Origin of the sequence: Nonomuraea antimicrobica (assembly GCF_039536965.1) — a bacterium.
GTDB lineage: Bacteria > Actinomycetota > Actinomycetes > Streptosporangiales > Streptosporangiaceae > Nonomuraea > Nonomuraea antimicrobica.
In genome coordinates, this window is record NZ_BAAAZP010000029.1 from 16,967 (window position 1) to 36,524 (window position 19,558).

20 protein-coding genes are annotated in these 19,558 nt (G+C 70.6%); 8 read left to right on the plus strand and 12 right to left on the minus strand.

Going from position 1 to position 19,558, the window contains the following annotated elements:
• Positions 1–248 precede the first annotated feature (248 nt).
• Both ABD844_RS09220 and ABD844_RS09225 read left to right on the plus strand, forming a co-directional pair.
• Entirely contained in the window at positions 249–1,553 is a 1,305-nt protein-coding gene (locus ABD844_RS09220) for a cytochrome P450 (RefSeq protein ID WP_344874980.1), read from the plus strand.
• Positions 1,550–3,091, plus strand: coding sequence for a prenyltransferase/squalene oxidase repeat-containing protein (locus ABD844_RS09225; protein ID WP_344874982.1), 1,542 nt, complete (start codon positions 1,550–1,552; stop codon positions 3,089–3,091). Before ABD844_RS09220 ends, ABD844_RS09225 begins: the two co-directional genes overlap by 4 nt.
• Here the strand turns inward: ABD844_RS09225 and ABD844_RS09230 are convergent.
• Positions 3,088–4,125, minus strand: a complete 1,038-nt coding sequence (locus ABD844_RS09230) for a terpene synthase family protein (RefSeq protein ID WP_344874984.1) — start codon at positions 4,123–4,125, stop codon at positions 3,088–3,090. The two genes, ABD844_RS09225 and ABD844_RS09230, sit on opposite strands and share 4 nt — an antisense overlap.
• A gap of 192 nt (positions 4,126–4,317) precedes the next feature.
• Between ABD844_RS09230 and ABD844_RS09235 the strand changes: the two genes are divergently transcribed.
• From ABD844_RS09235 to ABD844_RS09250, 4 genes are read left to right on the plus strand one after another with little or no spacing between them, the layout of a single operon-like run.
• On the plus strand, positions 4,318–6,777 hold the full coding sequence (locus ABD844_RS09235; protein WP_344874986.1) for a sensor histidine kinase: 2,460 nt from the start codon (positions 4,318–4,320) through the stop codon (positions 6,775–6,777).
• On the plus strand, positions 6,774–7,193 hold the full coding sequence (locus ABD844_RS09240; protein ID WP_344874988.1) for a roadblock/LC7 domain-containing protein: 420 nt from the start codon (positions 6,774–6,776) through the stop codon (positions 7,191–7,193). Before ABD844_RS09235 ends, ABD844_RS09240 begins: the two co-directional genes overlap by 4 nt.
• A gap of 32 nt (positions 7,194–7,225) precedes the next feature.
• On the plus strand, positions 7,226–7,567 hold the full coding sequence (locus ABD844_RS09245) for a DUF742 domain-containing protein (RefSeq protein WP_344874990.1): 342 nt from the start codon (positions 7,226–7,228) through the stop codon (positions 7,565–7,567).
• A complete protein-coding gene (locus ABD844_RS09250) occupies positions 7,548–8,135 on the plus strand; it encodes a GTP-binding protein (protein ID WP_344874992.1) in 588 nt (195 codons plus the stop codon). Before ABD844_RS09245 ends, ABD844_RS09250 begins: the two co-directional genes overlap by 20 nt.
• 50 nt (positions 8,136–8,185) lie before the next feature.
• On the opposite strand, the gene ABD844_RS09255 is transcribed toward ABD844_RS09250, so the two are convergent.
• The 5 genes from ABD844_RS09255 to ABD844_RS09275 form a co-directional block, all read right to left on the minus strand.
• The gene (locus ABD844_RS09255; RefSeq protein WP_344874994.1) at positions 8,186–8,779 is read right to left on the minus strand and encodes a hypothetical protein; all 594 of its coding nucleotides are present in this window, start codon (positions 8,777–8,779) and stop codon (positions 8,186–8,188) included.
• A gap of 140 nt (positions 8,780–8,919) precedes the next feature.
• Positions 8,920–9,639: a DUF6882 domain-containing protein gene (locus ABD844_RS09260; RefSeq protein WP_344874996.1), complete on the minus strand. Its 720-nt coding sequence runs from the start codon at positions 9,637–9,639 to the stop codon at positions 8,920–8,922.
• A gap of 98 nt (positions 9,640–9,737) precedes the next feature.
• The gene (locus tag ABD844_RS09265) at positions 9,738–10,271 is read right to left on the minus strand and encodes a DUF4240 domain-containing protein (RefSeq protein WP_344874998.1); all 534 of its coding nucleotides are present in this window, start codon (positions 10,269–10,271) and stop codon (positions 9,738–9,740) included.
• Positions 10,272–10,308: 37 nt separating this feature from the next.
• Positions 10,309–11,061 carry a TioE family transcriptional regulator gene (locus tag ABD844_RS09270; RefSeq protein ID WP_344875012.1) on the minus strand — a complete coding sequence of 251 codons (753 nt, stop codon included), beginning with the start codon at positions 11,059–11,061 and terminating at the stop codon, positions 10,309–10,311.
• Positions 11,062–11,174: 113 nt separating this feature from the next.
• Entirely contained in the window at positions 11,175–11,618 is a 444-nt protein-coding gene (locus ABD844_RS09275; protein WP_344875000.1) for a MarR family winged helix-turn-helix transcriptional regulator, read from the minus strand.
• Between the two features lie 107 nt (positions 11,619–11,725).
• On the opposite strand from ABD844_RS09275, the gene ABD844_RS09280 reads away from it, so the two are divergent.
• Complete coding sequence (locus ABD844_RS09280; RefSeq protein ID WP_344875002.1) at positions 11,726–12,655, plus strand: LLM class flavin-dependent oxidoreductase; 930 nt, start codon at positions 11,726–11,728, stop codon at positions 12,653–12,655.
• Between the two features lie 142 nt (positions 12,656–12,797).
• Here the strand turns inward: ABD844_RS09280 and ABD844_RS09285 are convergent, their stop codons facing one another.
• The 3 genes from ABD844_RS09285 to ABD844_RS09295 all read right to left on the minus strand — a co-directional run bounded on the left by ABD844_RS09285 (position 12,798) and on the right by ABD844_RS09295 (position 16,110).
• The gene (locus ABD844_RS09285; protein ID WP_344875014.1) at positions 12,798–14,396 is read right to left on the minus strand and encodes a solute symporter family protein; all 1,599 of its coding nucleotides are present in this window, start codon (positions 14,394–14,396) and stop codon (positions 12,798–12,800) included.
• Between the two features lie 17 nt (positions 14,397–14,413).
• Positions 14,414–14,743, minus strand: coding sequence for a DUF485 domain-containing protein (locus ABD844_RS09290; RefSeq protein WP_344875004.1), 330 nt, complete (start codon positions 14,741–14,743; stop codon positions 14,414–14,416).
• Positions 14,744–14,943: 200 nt separating this feature from the next.
• On the minus strand, positions 14,944–16,110 hold the full coding sequence (locus ABD844_RS09295) for a trans-sulfuration enzyme family protein (RefSeq protein ID WP_344875006.1): 1,167 nt from the start codon (positions 16,108–16,110) through the stop codon (positions 14,944–14,946).
• A gap of 11 nt (positions 16,111–16,121) precedes the next feature.
• Between ABD844_RS09295 and ABD844_RS09300 the strand changes: the two genes are divergently transcribed.
• The gene (locus ABD844_RS09300; protein ID WP_344875007.1) at positions 16,122–17,114 is read left to right on the plus strand and encodes a LacI family DNA-binding transcriptional regulator; all 993 of its coding nucleotides are present in this window, start codon (positions 16,122–16,124) and stop codon (positions 17,112–17,114) included.
• A gap of 41 nt (positions 17,115–17,155) precedes the next feature.
• Here ABD844_RS09300 and ABD844_RS09305 read toward each other — a convergent pair whose 3' ends face one another.
• The 3 genes from ABD844_RS09305 to ABD844_RS09315 form a co-directional block, all read right to left on the minus strand.
• Entirely contained in the window at positions 17,156–17,977 is an 822-nt protein-coding gene (locus ABD844_RS09305; protein ID WP_344875008.1) for an inositol monophosphatase family protein, read from the minus strand.
• Positions 17,974–19,149 carry an alpha-D-ribose 1-methylphosphonate 5-triphosphate diphosphatase gene (locus ABD844_RS09310; RefSeq protein WP_344875009.1) on the minus strand — a complete coding sequence of 392 codons (1,176 nt, stop codon included), beginning with the start codon at positions 19,147–19,149 and terminating at the stop codon, positions 17,974–17,976. The genes ABD844_RS09305 and ABD844_RS09310 overlap by 4 nt, the downstream gene beginning before the upstream one ends.
• A partial coding sequence (locus tag ABD844_RS09315) for an ATP-binding cassette domain-containing protein (RefSeq protein ID WP_344875010.1) occupies positions 19,146–19,558 on the minus strand: 413 nt, incomplete at its 5' end. The genes ABD844_RS09310 and ABD844_RS09315, both read right to left, overlap by 4 nt.

The following is a 19,558-nucleotide window of genomic DNA, read 5'->3' on the forward strand; positions in this document are numbered from 1 at the left end:
GTGCGCCGAGGGCGAGCCGCCAGCGCACCTCCAAGAGAACACCAGGCGGGCCATCACCTCAGATTCCCACCAATCTAATCAAACTTCGACATCCATCCAATACTTGCGCGAGTCATCACAGATGCCTGTGCAGTCGGTCTTCGGCTGCGCATCGCATCCGGGTCAGGGATTGCCGCATGCCGCACCTCAGGGGAAACCTCGTGAACACTCCTCATGTCGTTCCCTCCTACCGGGCCGTACCTCGGCTCGTGAGTGATCCGGTCACAGAGCTGGCCAAGATGGGCACCGACGCCGACGGACAGGTCGTCCGGCTCCACCTCGGGCCCTTCCGTCCTTACCTCGTCTCCCACCCCGACCACGTCCAGCAGGTACTCAAGACCGACTGGACCAACTTCGTCCGCGAGGGCATGTTCTGGCGGCCGTTGCAGCGGTTGATCGGCCATAGCATTCTTGGCGAGGGTGAGGCCTGGGCGTCCGCCAGAAAGATCCTCCAGCCGCTCTTCACCGCGCGCTACACGGACTCGCTGGCCGAAGACATGGCCGACGTCATCGCCGAGCGCGTTCGCGAGTTCGACGACTTCGCGCGGACGAACCGCCCGATCGACGTAGAGCACGAGATGACCTCGATCGTCAACCAGGCCGTCATCAAGGTACTGTTCGGCGGCCGGATCTCCCGTGACACCGCCGAGCGGTTGGCGCCCGAGTTCGCCACCTGCGCCACCTCGATCGGCTTCCGGATGCTCCTGCCCTTCGCGCCGTACTCGATCAGAGTGCCGGGCGACCGTGCCTTCCTTCGATCCGCGAAGAAGATCGACGAGATCGTCTACCCCCTCATCGAACAGGCGCGGCGCGACGACACCCGCAGCAAGGAGGTGGTCTCGGCGCTGCTCACGGCCCGGCTCGAGAAGGAGGGCAGGGCCGACTTGCATCAGGTGCGCGATGACCTGGTGAACATCTACGGCGCCGCCTCGGAGACGACGGCGATGTCGCTGATCTGGTTCTGGTCGGTGCTGCACGACCACCCGGACGTGAACGCCCGACTGCTGGAGGAGATCGACCGCGTGGTGGGTAACGGTCCGGTCCGGCCGTCGCACGTCGCCGAAATGCACTACCTCCGCATGGTCCTGCAGGAGCTGCTTCGGGTCTACCCGAACGCGTGGGTCGTCCCGCGCCAGAGCGTGGCGGACACGGAGATCGGCGGTGTCCGGATCAGAGCCGGCTCGCAAGTGCTGATCAGCCCGTACACCACACACCGACTGGAGGAGTTCTGGCCCCGGCCGACGGAGTTCGACCCCGAACGCTGGGCCGACAACACGCACGAGCGTCGGCACCGCTACGCGTTCATTCCCTTCGGCGCGGGCCCGCACGTCTGCCTCGGGCAGAGCCTGTTCTACGTCGAGGCGTCCCTCGTGCTCGCCAACATCCTGAGCAGGTACCGGGCGGTTCTCACCAATCCGCAGAAGCTGAGGCCCGTGCCGGGAGGAGCCACCCTGAGGCCCAAGCAGAAGCTCTTCCTGCGGCTTGATCCGATCGAACGGAAACGTGCGGCGTGAGCATCAGTGAAGCCGTGGACATCACCACGGAAGCGGGCGACCTGGTCACCAGCCTCATGCTCCGCCCGTGGGGGCAGGTTTCGACCTCCGTCTACGAGACCGGCCGGCTGGTCTCGCTCTCGCCCTGGCTGACCGGCCATACGGAGCGCATCGACTACCTGATCCGTACGCAGCGGCAGGACGGCGCCTGGGGTGGACCCGACGGGTACGGCGTGGTGCCGACCCTGAGCGCCACTGAGGGCATCCTCTCCGAGCTGACGCGCGGAGGTGATCGGGGGGCAGAGCACGCGCGCCTCTCGGACGCCGCCCAGCGTGGCCTGAGGATGCTCACCACCTGGCTGAGCAACCCCCTCGACCTCCCCGACATGCCGGCGATCGAGCACATCATCCCCTCGCTCGTTGCCCGCATCAACCAGCATGTCCAGGGATTACCGGGCCACGCGCCGATACCTTTGCCCGATGCCATGAGCTATGACACGCTCCACGTCGTGACGTCCCGGGTCAGGTCCGGGATGGAGGTGCCGGAGAAACTGCTCCACGCCCTGGAGATCGCTGCCGAGGAGGCTGCCGGGGCGCCCGGCATCCATCCCACGCCCATCGGCAGCGTCGGCGCCTCCCCGGCCGCGACCGCCGCCTGGCTGGGAGAGCACGGGGGGCAGGACGCGTATGAGCCTGCCCGCCGGCATCTGGAGGCGGTGGTTCGCTTGTACGGCGGCCCCGTACCCGTCGGGCTGCCTATCACGGTGTTCGAGCGAGGCTGGGTGCTGAGCTGGCTGCTCCGGGCGGGCCTGCCCATCGAGGTGCCGCCGGAGATGGTGGCCGACATCAGAACGGCCATTGGACCCGTCGGCACCCCCGCGGGGCCTGGGCTGCCCGCCGACGCCGACACGACATCCGTGGCGCTCTACGCTCTGGCCCTGCTCGGCGCTCCGCACGAACCGGACAGCCTGTGGGGGTTCCGCTCCGGTACCCACTTCTCCACCTGGCTCAACGAGCAGGGCGTTTCGGTCAGCGTCAACGCGCACGTGCTGGACGCCTTCGGTGAGTACATCCGCTGCCGGCCCGCCGCCTCATCTCGATACGGCCAGGCCATCGCCGAGCTGGCCGCCTGGATCCGGGATCATCAGCAACCAGACGGAAGCTGGACGGATCGGTGGCACGCGTCCCCCTACTACGCCACGGTGAGCTGCGCGCTGGCGCTCGACGCCTTCGGCGGAGACGCCTCGGCGGAGGCGGTACGCGCGGCGGCAGAGTGGACGCTGGAGACGCAGCGGCCGGACGGCTCATGGGGCCGCTGGGAGGGCACAGCCGAGGAGACCGCGTATGCGATCCAGATCCTGCTGCTGACCCGGGGACGCACGGATCCACGGCGCCTGCGCGCGGCGAATCGAGCTGACGCGTACTTGTCGAGTACGGCCGGCGGCGATCACCCTCCGCTCTGGCACGACAAGGACCTGTACGTTCCCCGTGCCGTCACCCGCGCCGCGGTCATCGCGTCGTCGCACCTCATCCGGCAGGCGCGGGCGGAGGCGGGCTAGCTCCCATGAGCGTCCACGTCGGCAGCCAGTTCTCGAACGGTGTACGCGTGCGTGTCCCTGGCCCTGTACCAGCCACCGCTGAAGGTGACGCACCTGTGCTGTGCTTCCCCGACCCACCGCAGTTCGGCGGGCAGGTGCGCGATCGCCGTCGCGAATTCCGCGTTGAGCTCGACGATGTGCGCCGACACCCGTTCGACCGCCGCCTCGGCGCTCATACCGGCGCGCTCGAGAATGAGAACCGAGTTCGGTTTGCCCTCGCTCCTCTCTCGTTCGAACGTCCTGACGTCATTGGCCAGCCGCACGCAGGCCGCGCCGAGATCATTGGCCGGCCCGATGGGTCGCCAGTAGGCCGCGGCGTCCTCGGGGCGCGGGCCACAGATCCCCAGGGCCGCCAGCCACCACGCGTGATAGAGGATCGTGAGAACGCCGTTGTCCAGATACTCCTCATACGACGGCCAGGGCTCGGCTCCCGTCGCCCAGACACGCTCGCGAGCCATCCCCCCGCCGGTGCGTTCCAGCTCTTCCATCAGCATCGGCACATACACGTCGGCTCCGTCGTATGCGCGGAAGCGGGCGCACCATGTCTGCCAGGCATGGATGGCCTGTTCCATGGGGTGCGGGCCGACGTCAGCCACGAGCGGCGCACCGGAGAGGACGGAGGACAGCCGCCGGAACAGCGCGATGACGTCGCGATCGGTCCGGTCCCCCGCGCTGCTGTCGGCGATGTCGTCGACGGCGAAGAGGATCACACTCAGAGTTCCGAGATCGACGATCTGTTCCCGCCGCGCGTGCGGGAACGTGGCCGCGGCCAGCAGGCAACTGAAGGCCAGCCGACTGGCAGTGCTGTTACCGTCGGCGAACAGGGCGGGATAGGCACCCAAAAGCCCCATCGCCTCGGGGACGGAGTCAAGTGCGGCCTTCAGCACGTCGGCACGGTCTCGTTGGGGCACGCCGGCCAGTTGGTCAGACTGCGCAAGGAGACGGTCGGCCAGGTCATTGTGGATGCTGAAATATGGGGGGACTAGGTCGGCCATTTTGCGAAGTATACCGATTTCTGACCCGTATTGGTACATATTGACTAATATGGTCAAGATCGGACGCTTGTGATTACTGTTGCTTGTGAGGCACTTTGGCCGTGCGCTAGAGTTCCTTGATCGATACTATGTCCAGCGTCACGCGCGCCAGGTGGCTGGCGCACAACGTGTGACTTTCACAGGGTGGGTGTAATGCGCTTCCGCAAGACGCGGCTGCGAACCAAGATCACGGCAATGCTGCTCTCCCTGACGGCCCTGTGGGCCTTCGCTGCGTGGGTCACCCTTCGCGAGGGAGTCAACCTCTTGTGGGTCTCCCAGCTCGACGCCTCCGTGTCGGGTCCCAGCGACCCGGTGCTCTTCTCGCTGCAGGACGAGCGCAGGCTGTCGATGGTGGCGTTAGCCGAGAAGACGGCCAAATCCCGCAAGGAGCTCGAAGCTAAGCGGAAGGAGACCGACCGGCATATCGGCATTTTCCGTGAATCGGCAAGCTCCGCGATAGTGAGCATGGCGATGGACGATCAAAGCGCCCAGAGGCTCGCCGATTTCTTCGCGAAGCTCGACTCGCTCAAGTCGGTCCGCCAAGGCGTCGATGCGGGCCGGAGCACCCGAGTTCAGATGACGGCCGCGTACAACGAGGTCATCGACCCCTACCACCATCTCTACGGCTCGCTGGCGACGCTCGACGACAAGGCACTCGCCAAAGACGTCCGCTCCCTCCTCGCGCTGAGCCGGGCCACAGAGCTCCTGGCCAGGGAAGACGCCCTCCTCGCCGGCGTTCTCTCCGAGGGGAGGTTGAGCGCCGCCACGCAGGCGCAGTTCAGCCAGGACGTGGGTGCCTGGCGGGCCACCGCCGAACAGGCCGCGGCAGAACTCACCGACCTCGACAAGGCCGCCTACGAGAATCTGACCAAGGGCCAGTCGGCCATCCGGCTCCAGAACCTGGAGCGACAGGTGATGGAGCATGACCCGAACTCCCTGACCATGCCGTTCACCGCCGGCGAGTGGAAGTCGGCGACCGAACGCTTCCTGGCCGACTTCAACACCATGGTGCTCGGTGCGGGCGACCGCGTCGTGGACCGGACCATACCGGTGGCCGTCGGCGTCGTCGTCCGGCTGGTCCTGGCCGGCGGTCTCGGCCTGCTCGCGGTCATCGCCTCGGTCGTCCTGTCCATCACCACGGCTCGAAACCTGTTCGCGCAGCTCCAGAAGCTGCGTGACGCCGCCCACGAGCTGTCCGACGACCGGCTGCCCGGCATCGTCGACCGCATCGGCCACGGTGAGGAGGTCGACGTCGCCAAGGAGGCGCCCGCGCTGGACTTCGGTGACGACGAGATCGGCCAGGTGGGCCAGGCGTTCAACACCGTGCAGCGCACCGCCATCTCCGTCGCCGCCGAGCAGGCCGAGCTGCGCCGCAGTATCCGCGACATCCTGCTCAGCCTGGCGCGCAGGACGCAGGGCCTGGTGCACCGCCAGCTCACCGTCCTCGACGTGATGGAGCGGCGCGAGACCGACCCCGAGGAGCTGAAGGAGCTCTTCCGGCTCGACCACCTCGCCATCCGCATGCGCCGCAACGCGGAGAACCTCATCGTCCTGTCCGGCTCGGCCCCCGCCCGTACGTGGCGGCGCGCGGTCCCCATGGTCGACGTGGTCCGCGGCGCCCTGGCCGAGGTCGAGGACTACACCCGGGTCTCGCTCATGCCTATGGGCGAGGTGGTGCTCGTCGGCCGGGCCGTCGGTGACGTCATCCACCTGCTCGCCGAGCTGATCGAGAACGCCGTGTCGTTCTCGCCGCCGTACACGAACGTGCAGGTCAGCGGCCAGCTCGTGGCCAACGGGTACGTGATCGAGATCGAGGACCGCGGCCTGGGCATGAAGCCCGAGGACCTCGACGCGGCCAACGAGCGCATCTCCGACCCGCCCGAGTTCCGTATCTCGGGCACCGCCCGCCTGGGGCTCTACGTGGTCAGCCAGCTCGCCAGGCGCCACGAGATCCAGGTGGTGCTCAAGTCGTCGCCGTACGGCGGCACGACGGTCGTGGTGCTGCTGCCGCAGGAGCTCGTCCAGCTCGACCCGTCCCCGGAACCGCAGGACGGCGACGAGCGGGAGCGGCTGCCGCGCCGTCAGCCCGCCGTGGCGACGGCCGCGCGCCTGCCCGTGGCGGAGAACGTGCGCACGCTCAAGCCCACGCGCTCCGGCCAGGTCCCGGCCCAGACGCCCGCGCCCGAGCGGACCCAGGGGCCGCGCCCCACCTCCGCGCCCAGGAGCGGCCGGGGAGCGAACCCCAGGTCCGCCCCCGGAACCACCGCACCCGCCCCGATGCCGATCAGAAAGCCGACCTCGGTGCCGCCCGCCGCGCCCGAGCCCGTGTCCAAGCCCGCCAACGAACCAGTACCAACCGCAATACAGGCCGAACCGGAGCAGCAGCCTGTGGCCGAGTTCACACCGTCGGGGCTGCCTCTGCGCGTGCCCCAGGCGAACCTGGCGCCAGCACTGCGTGACGACATGCCCACGCAGCCCGATCTCGAGGAGGACGATGACGAGCGCTCGCCCGAGGAGATCCGCGCGATGATGGGATCCCTGCAGTCAGGCACCCGTCTCGGCCGTTCGCGAGCCGCCGAGATGATGGACGAGCAGCCGGACGGTGAGGCATGACCCCCACCGCAGGCACCGATCTCAACTGGCTGCTCGACGACCTCGTCGGCCGTATCAAGGAAGCCGACCACGCCATCGTGCTGTCGTCCGACGGCCTGCTGATGGCCTCGTCCGCCGATCTGCAGCGGACCGACGGCGAACACCTGTCCGCCGTCGCCTCCGGGCTGCAGAGCCTGGCCAAGGGCGTCTCCGAGCACATCTCGGGTGGGCCGGTGCGCCAGACCGTCGTGGAGTGGAAGAACCAGTTCCTCATCGTGACCACGGCGGGCGAGCGCGCCTGCCTGGCCGTACTGTGCGCCCAGCAGGTCGACATCGGGCTGGTGGCGTACGAGATGGCGATGCTGGTCGCACGGGTGGGCCAGTACCTCACCTCGGGCGCCCGCAACGCCGAGGCCATCGCCAGGAGCGACCGGTGAGAGGCGCGGACGAGCCCACGGACGAGCATTGGGTGGACCCGGAGATCATCCGGCCCTATGTCGTCACGCGTGGCCGTACCCAGCCTGCCCACGGCAGGTTCGACCTGATCTCCATGGCCCTGGCGGTGGGTCCGCCGCCGGGGCCGGACGCGGGGCTGGACCCCGAGCATCTGAGGATCCTCCAGCTCTGCCGCGAACCCAAGTCCGTCGCCGAGATAGCCGCCTACCTGGATCTGCCGGCGGGCACGATCCGGGTGCTGCTCGGCGATCTGTTCGACCGCGAACTCGTCTCTGCGCAGGAACCGCGATCCGAGGTGGACATGCACGACATGAAGATGTACAGGGCGGTGCTCGATGGTCTTCGCTCGCTCTGAGCGTCCGCGCCTGCCGACGGCGATCAAGATCCTCGTCGCCGGCGGGTTCGGCGCGGGCAAGACGACGATGGTGGGCGCGGTCTCCGAGACCCGGCCGTTGCGTACGGAGGAGGTGCTGACCGACAGAGGCATCGGCGTCGACGACCTCACCTCGGTGGAGGCCAAACGGACCACCACCGTGGCGATGGACTTCGGCCGCATCACGCTCGGCACCGACTACGTTCTGTACCTGTTCGGGACACCCGGCCAGGAACGCTTCTGGTTCGTGTGGGACGAACTGGCGGAGGGTTCCCTGGGTGCCGTCATCCTGGCCGACACCCGGCGGCTGGCCGACTGCTTCCCGTCGGTCGACTACTTCGAGCGGCGGGGCACGCCGTTCGTGGTGGCGGTCAACTGCTTCGAGGGAGCGCCCACGTTCGAGATGGACGAGGTGCGGCTGGCGCTCCAGCTCAACCCGTCGATCCCGATCATCCTGTGCGACGCCCGCAAGCGCGAATCGAGCCGCGAGGTGCTGATCAGCCTGGTCAAGCACTCGGCCAGGCTCCGCGCCGAGCCCGTCGGCAGCTAAGCCCTCCGGCGTCCGAGGCATAGGGGTCCGCCCTCTTCCGGGGCTCGCGGCTACGGCCGTCGAGCCCCTTTCTCATGGGCGGGCTCATGGACGCGGCTCATGGACGGGTCGGTCTCCGGGCGGGCGTGCCGCCAGGCGCGCTCGAACTCCTCCCGGCCGATCTCCTTGCCCACCACCTCGGGATCGAAGAGGTCGACGATCGGCGGGTTCAGCACCCAGTCCGTGGGCGCGCTCCTGACCGCGGTGCCGTCCGGGGCCACCTCCACCTGGCGGAGGCGGCGCCCGTCGGGACCGACCTCCGCGAGGTAGATCGTCACACCGTGCTCGTCCTCCCAGGGCTCGCGCAGGTGAACGAGGTCCCGACCGGCCAGAGCGCCGAAGCCGGGACGTGAGCGCTGGATTTCGCGTTTGGCGCGCAGGTCGTCGAGACCGGCCGAGAGGCGGTCGGCGTCGATGTCCACCTCGTCCAGGTTCCAGGTCTCGGCCCGCGCGACGGCGTCGGGGCTGCCGACGACCTCGACCTCGGCCAGGCGTTCCACGAGCTCCCGCTCGGAACGCGCCCATATCCACCACCACAGACCGCCCATGCCGTAGTCGTGCAGCACGAGGAAGCGGTGTTTGGGCGGCATGTTCGTAGCTGTCACGCCACCACAGCCTAGATCTAGACGTCGTCCGATGTGGCCCACATGACGGACTCCCCGAACTCGTCCTCGCCGGCGGCCGTTCGACGCGGCCGTTCGACGCTCCGGCTCGGTGTGGTGGCCTGATCCGGCGGCCGGCCGGGCTAACCGGCGTTCGGGGAGGTCATGGTCGCTTTGATACCCGCCACGCGACCATGCTCGTCGAACTCGACGACCGCCTCGAAGCCGGGCCCGGCCAGTCCGGCCTGCTGGGCGCCGAAGTCGGCGCTGAGCCCGCGTTTGACGGCGTAGCTGTGCAGCGCGCGCCGGTGGTCGGTGAGCGGCAGGCCCGCGAGCGCCTGCTGGATGACGCGCATCACGCGAGCGGGCTCGGGCGGCGGCAGCCGGAAGTCGGGGTGCTCCACGAGGAACGCCGCCCGGGTGCCGCCACCGGCCTCCCCGCTGTACGAGGTCCAGCGGCCGGTCACCGCCTTGGCCACCTCCGTGAGGAGCCCGGCGGCACGGGCGGGCTCGGCCGGCGAGCCGGGCAGCACGCTGAACGGGACCTCGGCGGAGGCCAGCTCCGCGATGCCGTGCTGGAGGCCGAAGTCGCGCAGGCTCGCGGACGCCGCCACCACGGGCTCGGGGAAGCCCGACGGGTTTGCCCAGGCCCACAACCACGAGGCCGGGCCGGGCGCCGCACTGCCGAGGAGGTGGAAGGCGGTGCAGGTGATCGTACGGGCGCCGGTGAACTCGAAGCGCTGCTGTTGCAGGTCGACGTTCCAGTTGTGGCTGCCGAGGACCTCTTCGAGGTGGAGCTGGTGTTCCAGGGAGAGCAGGGCGGCGTCGTCGAGCAGGTCGGCGAAGGTGAGGGAGGTTTGCACGTCCCGCAGACTATGGGTTTCGGCCGGGTTTTTCCGCGATTACGGAAAAACCCGAAGGGCGGCCCGGCCGCCCCTCCGCCCCGCCGTGGGGAGTGTCCCTACTGGTAGAGGGCGCCGAGCCGGGGCAGGCGGCGGGCGACCTCGGTGCCGTCGCCGAAGTCGAAGCTCCAGGCGGGGTCGAGGGCGGGGTAGCGGATGGTGAAGGAGGCGGGGGGAAGCTGCTCGCCGGTCGCTTGGAGGTGCGCCCGCCAGGCGATGCCCAGCATCTCCTCGCAGTCGAGGTCTCCGCCCTCGGCCGCCGCGGCGCGGACGACCGGCAGCTCGGCGAGGGTGTCGGGGTCGGCCACGACGCGCTCGAACACCTCGCGCCCCTGGGTGACCAGCCAGCCCCTGAAGTAGTCGAAGCCGTCGTCGGAACAGCCGCCGTTGATCAGGTAGGCGGCGCCCCACAGCGGCGCCCGGTAGGAGGCCGCCATGACGTCCCAGAATGCCTGCTGGGCCGCGACGATCTCGGCGGCCGGGCGGGCCGACAGCAGGGCGGTGGCGGTAGAAGCCACGGCCTGATCGTCGTCGGCGTCGGGAACCTGGTCGCGGGCGCGCTCGATCAGCATCCAGAACTGTGCGATGTCCATGGCGGCCCAGCCTGCCAGTCGGGACCGACAGAAACGATCAGCCGCCGTCGCGACGGCTCACGTATGCGTCCAGTTCGGCGGCGCCCCGGAGCATCGCGCGGCCGCGGGCCGACAGCCGGGTCCGCCAGTCGCGCAGGGCGCTCTCCAAGGGCTCCGGGCCTCCCGCCGCGCGCACCTGGGCGAGCAGCGGGGCGATCTGCTCCAGCAGGTAGCCGCCGCGTCTGAGCTGGTGGGCGAGCCGGGCATCCCGTACGTCGGCCGCCGTGTAGACGCGGTAGCCGGTACGCGGGTCGCGGCGCGGACGTACCAGCCCGGCCCGTTCCCACTTGCGCAGCGTCGCGGGGCGGAGGCCGAGCCGCCGGGCCAGCGGTCCGATGAAGGTCTCCCCGCGCTCCCCCGTCTCCCCCGCCGCCGTCGCGTCCTCCGGATGCCTGGGCTCCGGTGCGTGGGAGGCGGGCACCAGCGTGCGGAGCGCCTGCTCGACGGCCTGGAGGGTGCGGCGGTCGTCGAGGAGCTGGGCGTGACCCTCGTCGATGAGTCTCAGCGCCTCGTCGGACGCGCCCTCGTTCAGCGCCCGCATGATCGCCGTGGCCGCCTGGTGGCCGAAGCCGGGCACCAGGGCGACGAACGCGCGCAGGGCCTGGGCGTGCAGGCCGGTGTAGGCGCGGTAGCCGCTGGCGGTGCGCCCGGCGGGCGGCAGGATGCCGTCCTGCTCGTAGTTGCGGACCGCCTGGGTGGACAGGCCGTGCTCGCGCGCCAGGTCCACCGGGCGGAGCCGCGCGCCGGGCATGACGTACCTCACCTGGTTGAGGGTCGGGTGGGACGACTCCGCCGACGACACCGCGGAGTCTCAACGAGGGTTCAACGATATCGGGAAAGGGCGGCAGAGGTGGTCACCGGTTGTCAGCTCGACGGGGCGCCGACCAGGGACTGCAGGGCGCGGACCAGGTGTGTGGCGTCCGTACTGGAGAGCGGGGCGAGGAACCGGCGTTCCACCTCCTGGCGGGCGGATTCGGCGTCCCGCAGGCGGCTGCGGCCTGCCGGGGTGAGCTGGACGATGTTCTTGCGCCGGTCGTGCGGGCTGCGGCGCCGCTCGACGAGTTCCTTGCCCTCCAGGGCGTCGACGAGGGCCACCATCGTGGTGCGGTCGACGCTCAGCTTGCCCGCCGCCTCCAGTTGGGACAGCTCGTCATGCGCGTCGAGGACGGCGAGCACGGCCAGCTCGCGGCCGTCGATCCCGTGTGGCGCCAAGGCCCGCGAGGACTCCTCGTTCAGCCGCAGGTACGCGTGCTTGAGCAGGTAGCCGAGGCGGGAGGTGAGGACCTCGGGCGGCGTGTCGCGCGTCATGGGCACAGCGTACCGAGACTGATGGTCAGTCACACTGACGATCAGCTAGAGTGGCAATCGCGTCGCCGCCAACGGTGGCGCGTCGACTCGAAGGGCGTTTGGCAACCATGTCCGACCGGCACTCCCCCGCCGCGACCTCCGCGGCCCCCCTGACGTTCGGGATCAAGACCACCCCGATGCGGGTCCCCTACGAGGAGATCCTGCGCGTATGGCAGGAGGCCGACGGTCTGCCCGAGATCGCGGACGCCTGGCTGTGGGACCACCTCATGCCGATCGCCGGCCCGAAGGACGGCCAGGTCCTCGAAGGGTGGACGCTGCTGAGCGCCCTGGCCGCCAGGACACAGCGGTTGCGCCTGGGCCTGCTCGTGACGAGCAACCGCATCCGGCCGCCCGCCGTCCTCGGCAAGATCGCCACGACCGTCGACGTGATCTCCGGTGGCCGCCTGATCATGGGCCTCGGCGTCGGAGGCACCGCGCAACTGCCGGAGGCCGGTGACAACCCGGCCGCCGCCGAGTACGCGGCGTACGGCCTCACGCTCGTGCCACCCGCCGAAGGCATCGCCCGCCTGGAGGAGACCATCGCCATCCTGCGCGGCATGTGGACACGGGACGTCTTCGACTTCCACGGCCGCCACTACAACCTGACCGGCAACCGCAACGAGCCGAAACCCGTCCAGCGGCCGGGCCCGCCCCTGCTGATCGGCGGCTGGGGGAACAGGATGCTCCGCGTGGTGGCCGAGCACGCCGACATCTGGAACGTCCCCGGGCCACCGCACAACTCGCTGGACTACGTCATCGAGCGCAACGCCGTTCTGGACGACCACTGCGCGGCCATCGGCCGGGACCCGCGGACGATCACCCGCTCCGTGCAGTACATCGTCTCCTACGACGATCCCGCCGCCGACCGCAAGGCCGTCACCGAACTGGTCGCCGCGGGCATGACGCACATCGTGCTGAGCCTGCGGGGCCCCTATCCGCCGCAGGTCGCACGGTGGCTCGTCGACGAGATCATCAACCCCGTGCGCGGCACGACCTGAGTGCTCCGGCGCACCCCGTCCGCGCAGGGGAGGGCCCGGCCGTTCCGGCGGCCGGGCCCTCGTTCGGCAGGCGCCCCGGGCCAGGGAGCGGGCGCCCTCCTCGGAAAGGAGCCTGGAAAGGAGCCTGGTAGGGGGTGGAGCGTCAGTGCTCCGTGGCCTTCTCCGCGCCCACCCCGGTCAGGGAGCGGACCTCGATCTCGGCGTACTTGGCGGCGTTGTGCTCCTTGCTGAGGATCGTGCCGAGCCAGCCGCACAGGAAGCCCAGCGGGATCGAGACGATGCCGGGGTTGCTCAGCGGGAACAGCACGAAGTCGGCCGTCTTGAACAGCGCCGTCGGGCCGCCCGAGACCACCGGCGAGAAGATCACCAGCACCAGGGCGGAGATCAGGCCGCCGTAGATGGCCGACACGGCCCCTGCGGTGTTGAACCGCTTCCAGAACAGGCTGTAGAGGATCGCCGGCAGGTTGCCGGAGGCCGCCACCGCGAAGGCCAGGGCCACCAGGAACGCCACGTTCTGGCCCTGTGCGAGGATGCCGAGCCCGATGGCGATGGCCCCGATGACCAGGGCGGAGACGCGGGCCACCACGACCTCCTGGCGTTCGCTGGCCTGGCCGCGCTTGAAGACGTGCGCGTACAGGTCGTGGGCGAAGCTGGAGGAGGAGGCGAGGGTGAGACCGGCGACCACGGCCAGGATGGTGGCGAAGGCCACGGCGCCGATCAGCGCCAGCAGGATCGTGCCTCCGAACGGGCCGAAGATCTCCTCGCCGACCCGCTGGGCCAGCAACGGCGCGGCGGTGTTGCCCGCCGCGTCGCCCTTGGTGATCGTCTCCTTGCCGACCAGGGCCGCCGCGCCGAAGCCGAGGACCAGGGTCAGCAGGTAGAAGACGCCGATGATGCCGATGCCCCAGAGCACCGACTTGCGGGCGTCCTTGGCCGTGGGGACGGTGTAGAAGCGGATGAGGATGTGCGGCAGGCCCGCCGTGCCCAGCACCAGGGCCAGCCCCAGGCTGACGAGGTCGATCTTGCCCGCGATGCCCTGCGCCTCGGTGCCGTACTTCTGGCCGGGGATGAGGAAGCTCCCCGGGTCGGCCTTGGGGCCGCTCACCGCGGCCGCCTGGCCGAGCAGGGCCGACAGGTTGAAGCCGAACTTGCCCAGCACCAGCAGCGTCACCAGCGCGGCGCCGCCCATCAGCAGCACGGCCTTGACGATCTGCACCCAGGTGGTGCCCTTCATGCCGCCGAACACCACGTAGATGACCATCAGCGCGCCCACGCCGATGATCGTCCACGCCTTGCCCGCCTCGCCGGTGATGCCGAGCAGCAGGCCGACCAGCGCGCCCGCGCCGACCATCTGGGCCAGCAGGTAGAAGATGCTGACCACGATCGTGGACACGCCGGCCGCCGTACGGACCGGGCGCGGGCTCATCCTGAACGCCAGCACGTCGGCCATGGTGAACTTGCCGGAGTTCCGCATCAGCTCGGCCACCAGCAGCAGCGCCACCAGCCAGGCGACCAGGAAGCCGATCGAGTACAGGAACCCGTCATAACCCGACAGCGCGATGATGCCCGCGATGCCGAGGAAGGAGGCGGCCGACATGTAGTCGCCGCCGATGGCCAGGCCGTTCTGCACGCCGGTGAACGACCGTCCGCCCGCGTAGTAGTCGGCGGCCGTCTTGGTCTGGCGGCTGGCCCAGAAGGTGATCGCCAGGGTGGCGGCCACGAAGGTGAGGAAGAGGATCATCCCCAGGGTCGTCGAGCTCACTGGGTCTTCTCCTCCACCTCGTGGCGCAGCTTGTCGGCGATCGGGTCGAGCTTTCTCTCGGCGTGCCTGGCGTACGCCCACGCGATGAGGAAGGTCGACACGAACTGCAGCAGACCGAACACCAGACCGACGTTGATGTCACCGAGCAGCTTGATGCCCATGAAGCCGCGCGCCCATCCGGACAGCACCACGTAGAGCAGGTACCACACAAGGAACGCCACGGTCATGGGGAACGTCCAGCGCCGGAAGCGCCGTTTCAGTTCCTGGAACTCACTGCTCTCCTGCACCTGTTCATAGACCGATGCGTCATGTTCTCTGGTCGTCACGAGACCTCCACTGTGATGCGGATCACGCCCAACGTAAGAGCGCAACCTACCCGTCGTGGAGATCCAGAGGCGGGTTGTTCGGCGAGCCGCTGAGGTCCGGCGATTAGTTGGAGATGGCCTGCGGTGAAAGGTCTGTATGGCGCGACGAGCGGTCGGGCATCCCTTTCGCCCCCTTACCGCCCCCCCGCCGGACAGCGCTGTCAGTAACGGGTGGCGGACAGCGCCTCCAACGCCAGCTCAAGATCCTTGATCAACGTGTCGGCGGGCTCCAGACCGACGGAGAGCCGGACGAGGCCGACCGGGATGCCCATGGTGGCCCGTACGCTCTCCTCGGTGGACAGGGCGGGCGCGTTCACCAGGCTCTCGAACCCGCCCCACGACACCCCGATCCGGAAATGCCGCAACCTGTTGAGGAAGGCGCCGACCTCCTCCCGCGACTCCGTGTCCAGCACCAGGCTGAACAGGCTGGAGAACCCCGTCATCTGCCGCACCGCCAGCGCGTGCCCCGGATGCGACGGCAACCCCGGATGGCGCACCGCCCGCACGGCCGGATGGCCGTCGAGGAAGGCGGCCACCGCCAGCCCCCGCTCCTGGTGCGCGGCCATCCGCACCGGCAACGTCCGCAGGCCCCTGATCACCTTGGCCGCGTCGTGCGGCGACATGGCGGCGCCGTAGAGCTGGTACTCCGTGCGCGCCAGCGGCCTGACCAGCCGCGCCGGGCCCACGACCACCCCGCCCACCAGGTCGCTGTGCCCGCCGACGTACTTGGACAGCGAGTGCACGACGAGATCCACCCCCATCGTCAGCGGCTTCTGGAACAGCGGCGTGGACCACGTGTTGTCCATCACCGTCACCAGCCCGCGCTCCCGCGCCCACCCCGTCACCTCGGCGATGTCGACCACCTGGAAGGCCATGTAGGAAGGCGACTCGAAGTAAAGTAGGCGGGTGCTCGCCCTGATTGCGCTGTCACCCCCCGCGAGGTCATCGACATGCGTATGCGTGACCCCGAACTTCTCCAGGTAGCGCAGGAACTGGGTGGTGGGCCCGTAGACCGCGCCCAGCACCAGCACGTGGTCCCCGGCCGACACGAGCGAGGAGACGGTCGCCGAGATGGCGCCCATGCCCGACCCGAAGCACTTGGCCCGCTCTCCCCGCTCCAGCGCGGCGAGCTTGCGCTGGGCGAGATCGACCGTCGGGTTGGTGCCCCGCCAGTAGACGTAGCGCTCGTCCTCGTCCTTGAGCGCCTCGCCCAGCTCCTCCGCCGTCGCGAACGTGAACAACGAGTTCTCGAACACCGGCGGGTTGACCGCGCCCAGCATCCAGGGCTCGTCCTCGCCCAGCCGGCCACAGATCCATTCATCATCCATGGGGGCAGAGTATGACAACACGGAAGCCGACCATGGCGGACGTGGCCCGGCAGGCTGGCGTGAGCCTCAAGACCGTCTCCCGGGTGGTCAACCAGGAGCCGCACGTCAGGGCCTCGCTGCAGCAGCGGGTGCAGGAGGCGATCAGCACGCTCGGCTACCGGCGCAACGAGGCCGCCGCCCGGCTGGCCAGGGGCGCGACCATGCTGACGCTGGGCCTGGTGATGGAGAACATCTCCAACGAGTTCTCCTCGCGTCTGGCCGCCGCGGTCGAGGCCGCCGCGGCGCAGCACGAGGCGCTCGTCGTGTTCGGCTCGTACGAGGAGAGCGCCGACACCGAACGCATGCTCATCGAGTCCATGTACGCGCGCGGCGTCGACTGCCTGATCGTCGTCCCGTCGGCGGCCGACCACGGCTGGCTGGCCGAGCACCCGGGCCTCACCACGGTCTTCGTGGACCGGGTGCCGCGCGGTCTCGCCGCGGCCGATGTCGTGCTGCTCGACGACGAGTGGGGCGGCCGGGCCGCGACCGGGCACCTGCTCGCCCGCGGGCACCGCAGGATCGCGCTGATCTCCGACGACGACGGGCTCAGCTCGGTGCACGACCGGGCGACCGGCTACCGTACGGCGCTGGCCGAGGCGGGGGTGCCGGCCGACGAGGCGCTGGTGGTGCGGGGGGAGTTCGAGCCGTGGCGGGTCGCGCGCGAGGTCACCCGGCTGCTCGACCTGCCCGCGCCGCCCACGGCGTTCTTCGCCACCAACAACCGGGCGGCGATCGGGATCCTGCACGCGTTGCGGGAGCGGCCGGAGCGGCCGGCGTACGTGGGGTTCGACGACTTCGCGCTGGCGGACGTGTTCAACCCGGGGGTGACGGTGGTCCGCTACGACATCTCCCGCCTGGCCGGCGGCGCGGTGGACCTGCTGCTGAACCCGGCGCGGGGGGCGCGGCGGCTCAGGGTGCCGGTGGAGCTGGTGCCCCGCGGCTCCGGTGAGCTGCCGCCCCCTTGAACGCCCCGCGCCTGCCGTGCGGCAACGCCCCCGCCCGTGCCTCAGCCGGTGCGTTGCGCCACGTAGGCGTCGTGCAGGACCGTCACCAGTTCGTCGGCCAGGTCCGGGGTGGCGGCCACGACGCCGCTCCAGCGCTTGGTCAGGTCGGTGTCCAGGCCGATCGGGCGGCCGAACACGTCCCTGACCGCCCCGCCGCCCGCCTCCGCGAGCACCACCGAGGCGGCCAGGTCCACCAGCCGGTGCGTGTCGGTGGCGGCGTCGGCGAAGGCGTCGGTCGAGCCCTGGGCCACCAGGGCGCCCTCCAGGCAGCTCGTGGACAGGATGCGGATGCGGGCCGCCGTCCTGGCCACCTCCCACCAGGCCGCCGCGGCCCCCGGGTTGGCCGGGTGCGGGCGCAGGAGGGAGACGGCGGCACCGGCCAGCCCGGTCCGGCCGCTCGTCCGCAGCGGGGACGGCTCCCCCGCCCGCGCCCACCAGCTCCGGCCCGTGTCCAGCCAGACGGTCAGCGCCTCGGTGAAGACGCCGTCCTCGGCCACGGCCGCCGAGAACGCCGCCAGCGGGACCCCGGCCGCGGCGTTGGCCGAGCCGTCCACCGGGTCCATGACCAGGGTCAGCGCGGAGCCGCGGTCCACCCAGCCGGTCTCCTCGCTCAGGACGTTGACCGGGTGCCGGGACAGCGCCGCCAGGATGGCCTGCTCGACGAGCACGTCGATGCGCATGGTGGGGGTGCCGTCCGCGCCGTCCGCGACGACGGCGGCCAGGGTGGCGCGGTCATGCTCGGCGGTGGCCACGGTGTACGCCTCCAGCGCCGCCGACGCGGCGGCGGCCAGCGCCGGGTGCGCGTCCAACGGCGGAGTCGTCATCGTCCCACCCCTTCCAGCAGCGGCGCGTCGTCCGCCGCGACGGTCATGCGGACGGTCGGCCAGCCCCGCTCGACGGTCACCACGGCCAGGTCCCCGCGCTGCCCCTCGGCCAGGGCGCCCCGGTCCGTCAGCCCCGCGACGGAGGCCGGGCCCGAGGTGACCAGCGCCACCGCCCGCGGCAGCGGCACCACGCCCTGCGCGGCCAGCAGCAGCGCCGCCGCCAGCGGGGCGGCGGGCAGGTAGTCGCTGGACAGGCCGTCCACCAGCCCTGCCGCCACCAGTTCGGCCGCGGCCACGTTGCCGGAGTGGGAGCCGCCGCGCAGGACGTTCGGCGCGCCGGCCACCACCCGCAGCCCGCGCTCCTTGGCCGCCCGCGCGGCCTCCGTCGTCGTCGGGAACTCCGCGACCGCGACGCCGTTGGCCACCGCCACGTCGATCTCGGAGGCGGTCACCGGGTCGTGCGCGAGCAGCCGGACCCGGCCCAGCGCCGCCAGCTCCGCCAGCCGGCCGAGCGCGATCTCCCGGTGCCCGATGCGCGTGTCGCGCTCGGCCACGAGCGTCTCCACCCGGCGCTGCGCCTCCTCGGCGGAGATGCCCTCGGTGCCCTCCAGCCAGCGCCGGTACACGGCCGAGTCACGGTACTGCCCCTGACCCGGCGTGTGGTCCTCGAAGGAGACCAGCGGCGGCGGCACGGGCGTACCGGACAGGCAGGAGTCGAGGGCCGCCAGGCCCTCGGGGTCGCGGGCGTCGAGCCGGTAGAGGACGCGGTGGTCGACCAACGCATACCCGGAGGCGGCGCGCTCGCGCAGCGCGGCGTCGAGCCGCCGGGCCCGGTCGACGGTGCGGCCCTTGCGGTTGTGCGACTCGAACGCCACCCCGTGGAACACGGTGGTGACCCCCGCGGCCCGCACGCGTCCCTCGAAGCTGGACACCCCGAACTCCACGTCGAACTCCGCCCCCGGCCGGGGCCGCAGCTCGGTCTCCAGCCCGTCGGAGTGGGTGTCCACGATGCCGGGCAGCAGCAGCGCGCCTCTCAGGTCCACGGCCTCGGCCGGCACCGCGCCGGGCCGGGCGGGGCCGACATGAGTGATCAGTCCGCCCTCGATGACGACGAGCGCGTCCTCGATGACGTGGTCGGGCAGTACGGCCTTGGCGTGGGCGAACGCCCTCATCGGGCCACCTCCAGGTTCAGTTCGGAATCACGGAGCACGGCGGCGGGCGGCCCGTCGGCGGCCACCCGGCCGTCCTCCAGGACCACGACCCGGGTGGCCAGCCGTTCGATGGCGTCGAGGTCGTGGAAGACCGACAGCACGGCGACGCCCGCCCCCGTCAGGTCGGCGATCATGGACAGCACGGCCTCCCTGTTGACCGGGTCGAGCGCGGAGACCGGCTCGTCGAGCAGCAGCAGCCGGGGCGGCGAGATGGTGCCGGCGGCCAGGTTCACGCGCTGCTTCTGACCGCCCGACAGGACGGTGGTGTGCATGGCCCACAGCCGCTCCTCGATGCCCAGCCTGCGCAGGGCCGCCGCGGCGGCGTCACGGGCCGCGCCGGGGTCCAGGCCGCGGGCGGCCCCGGCGCGCG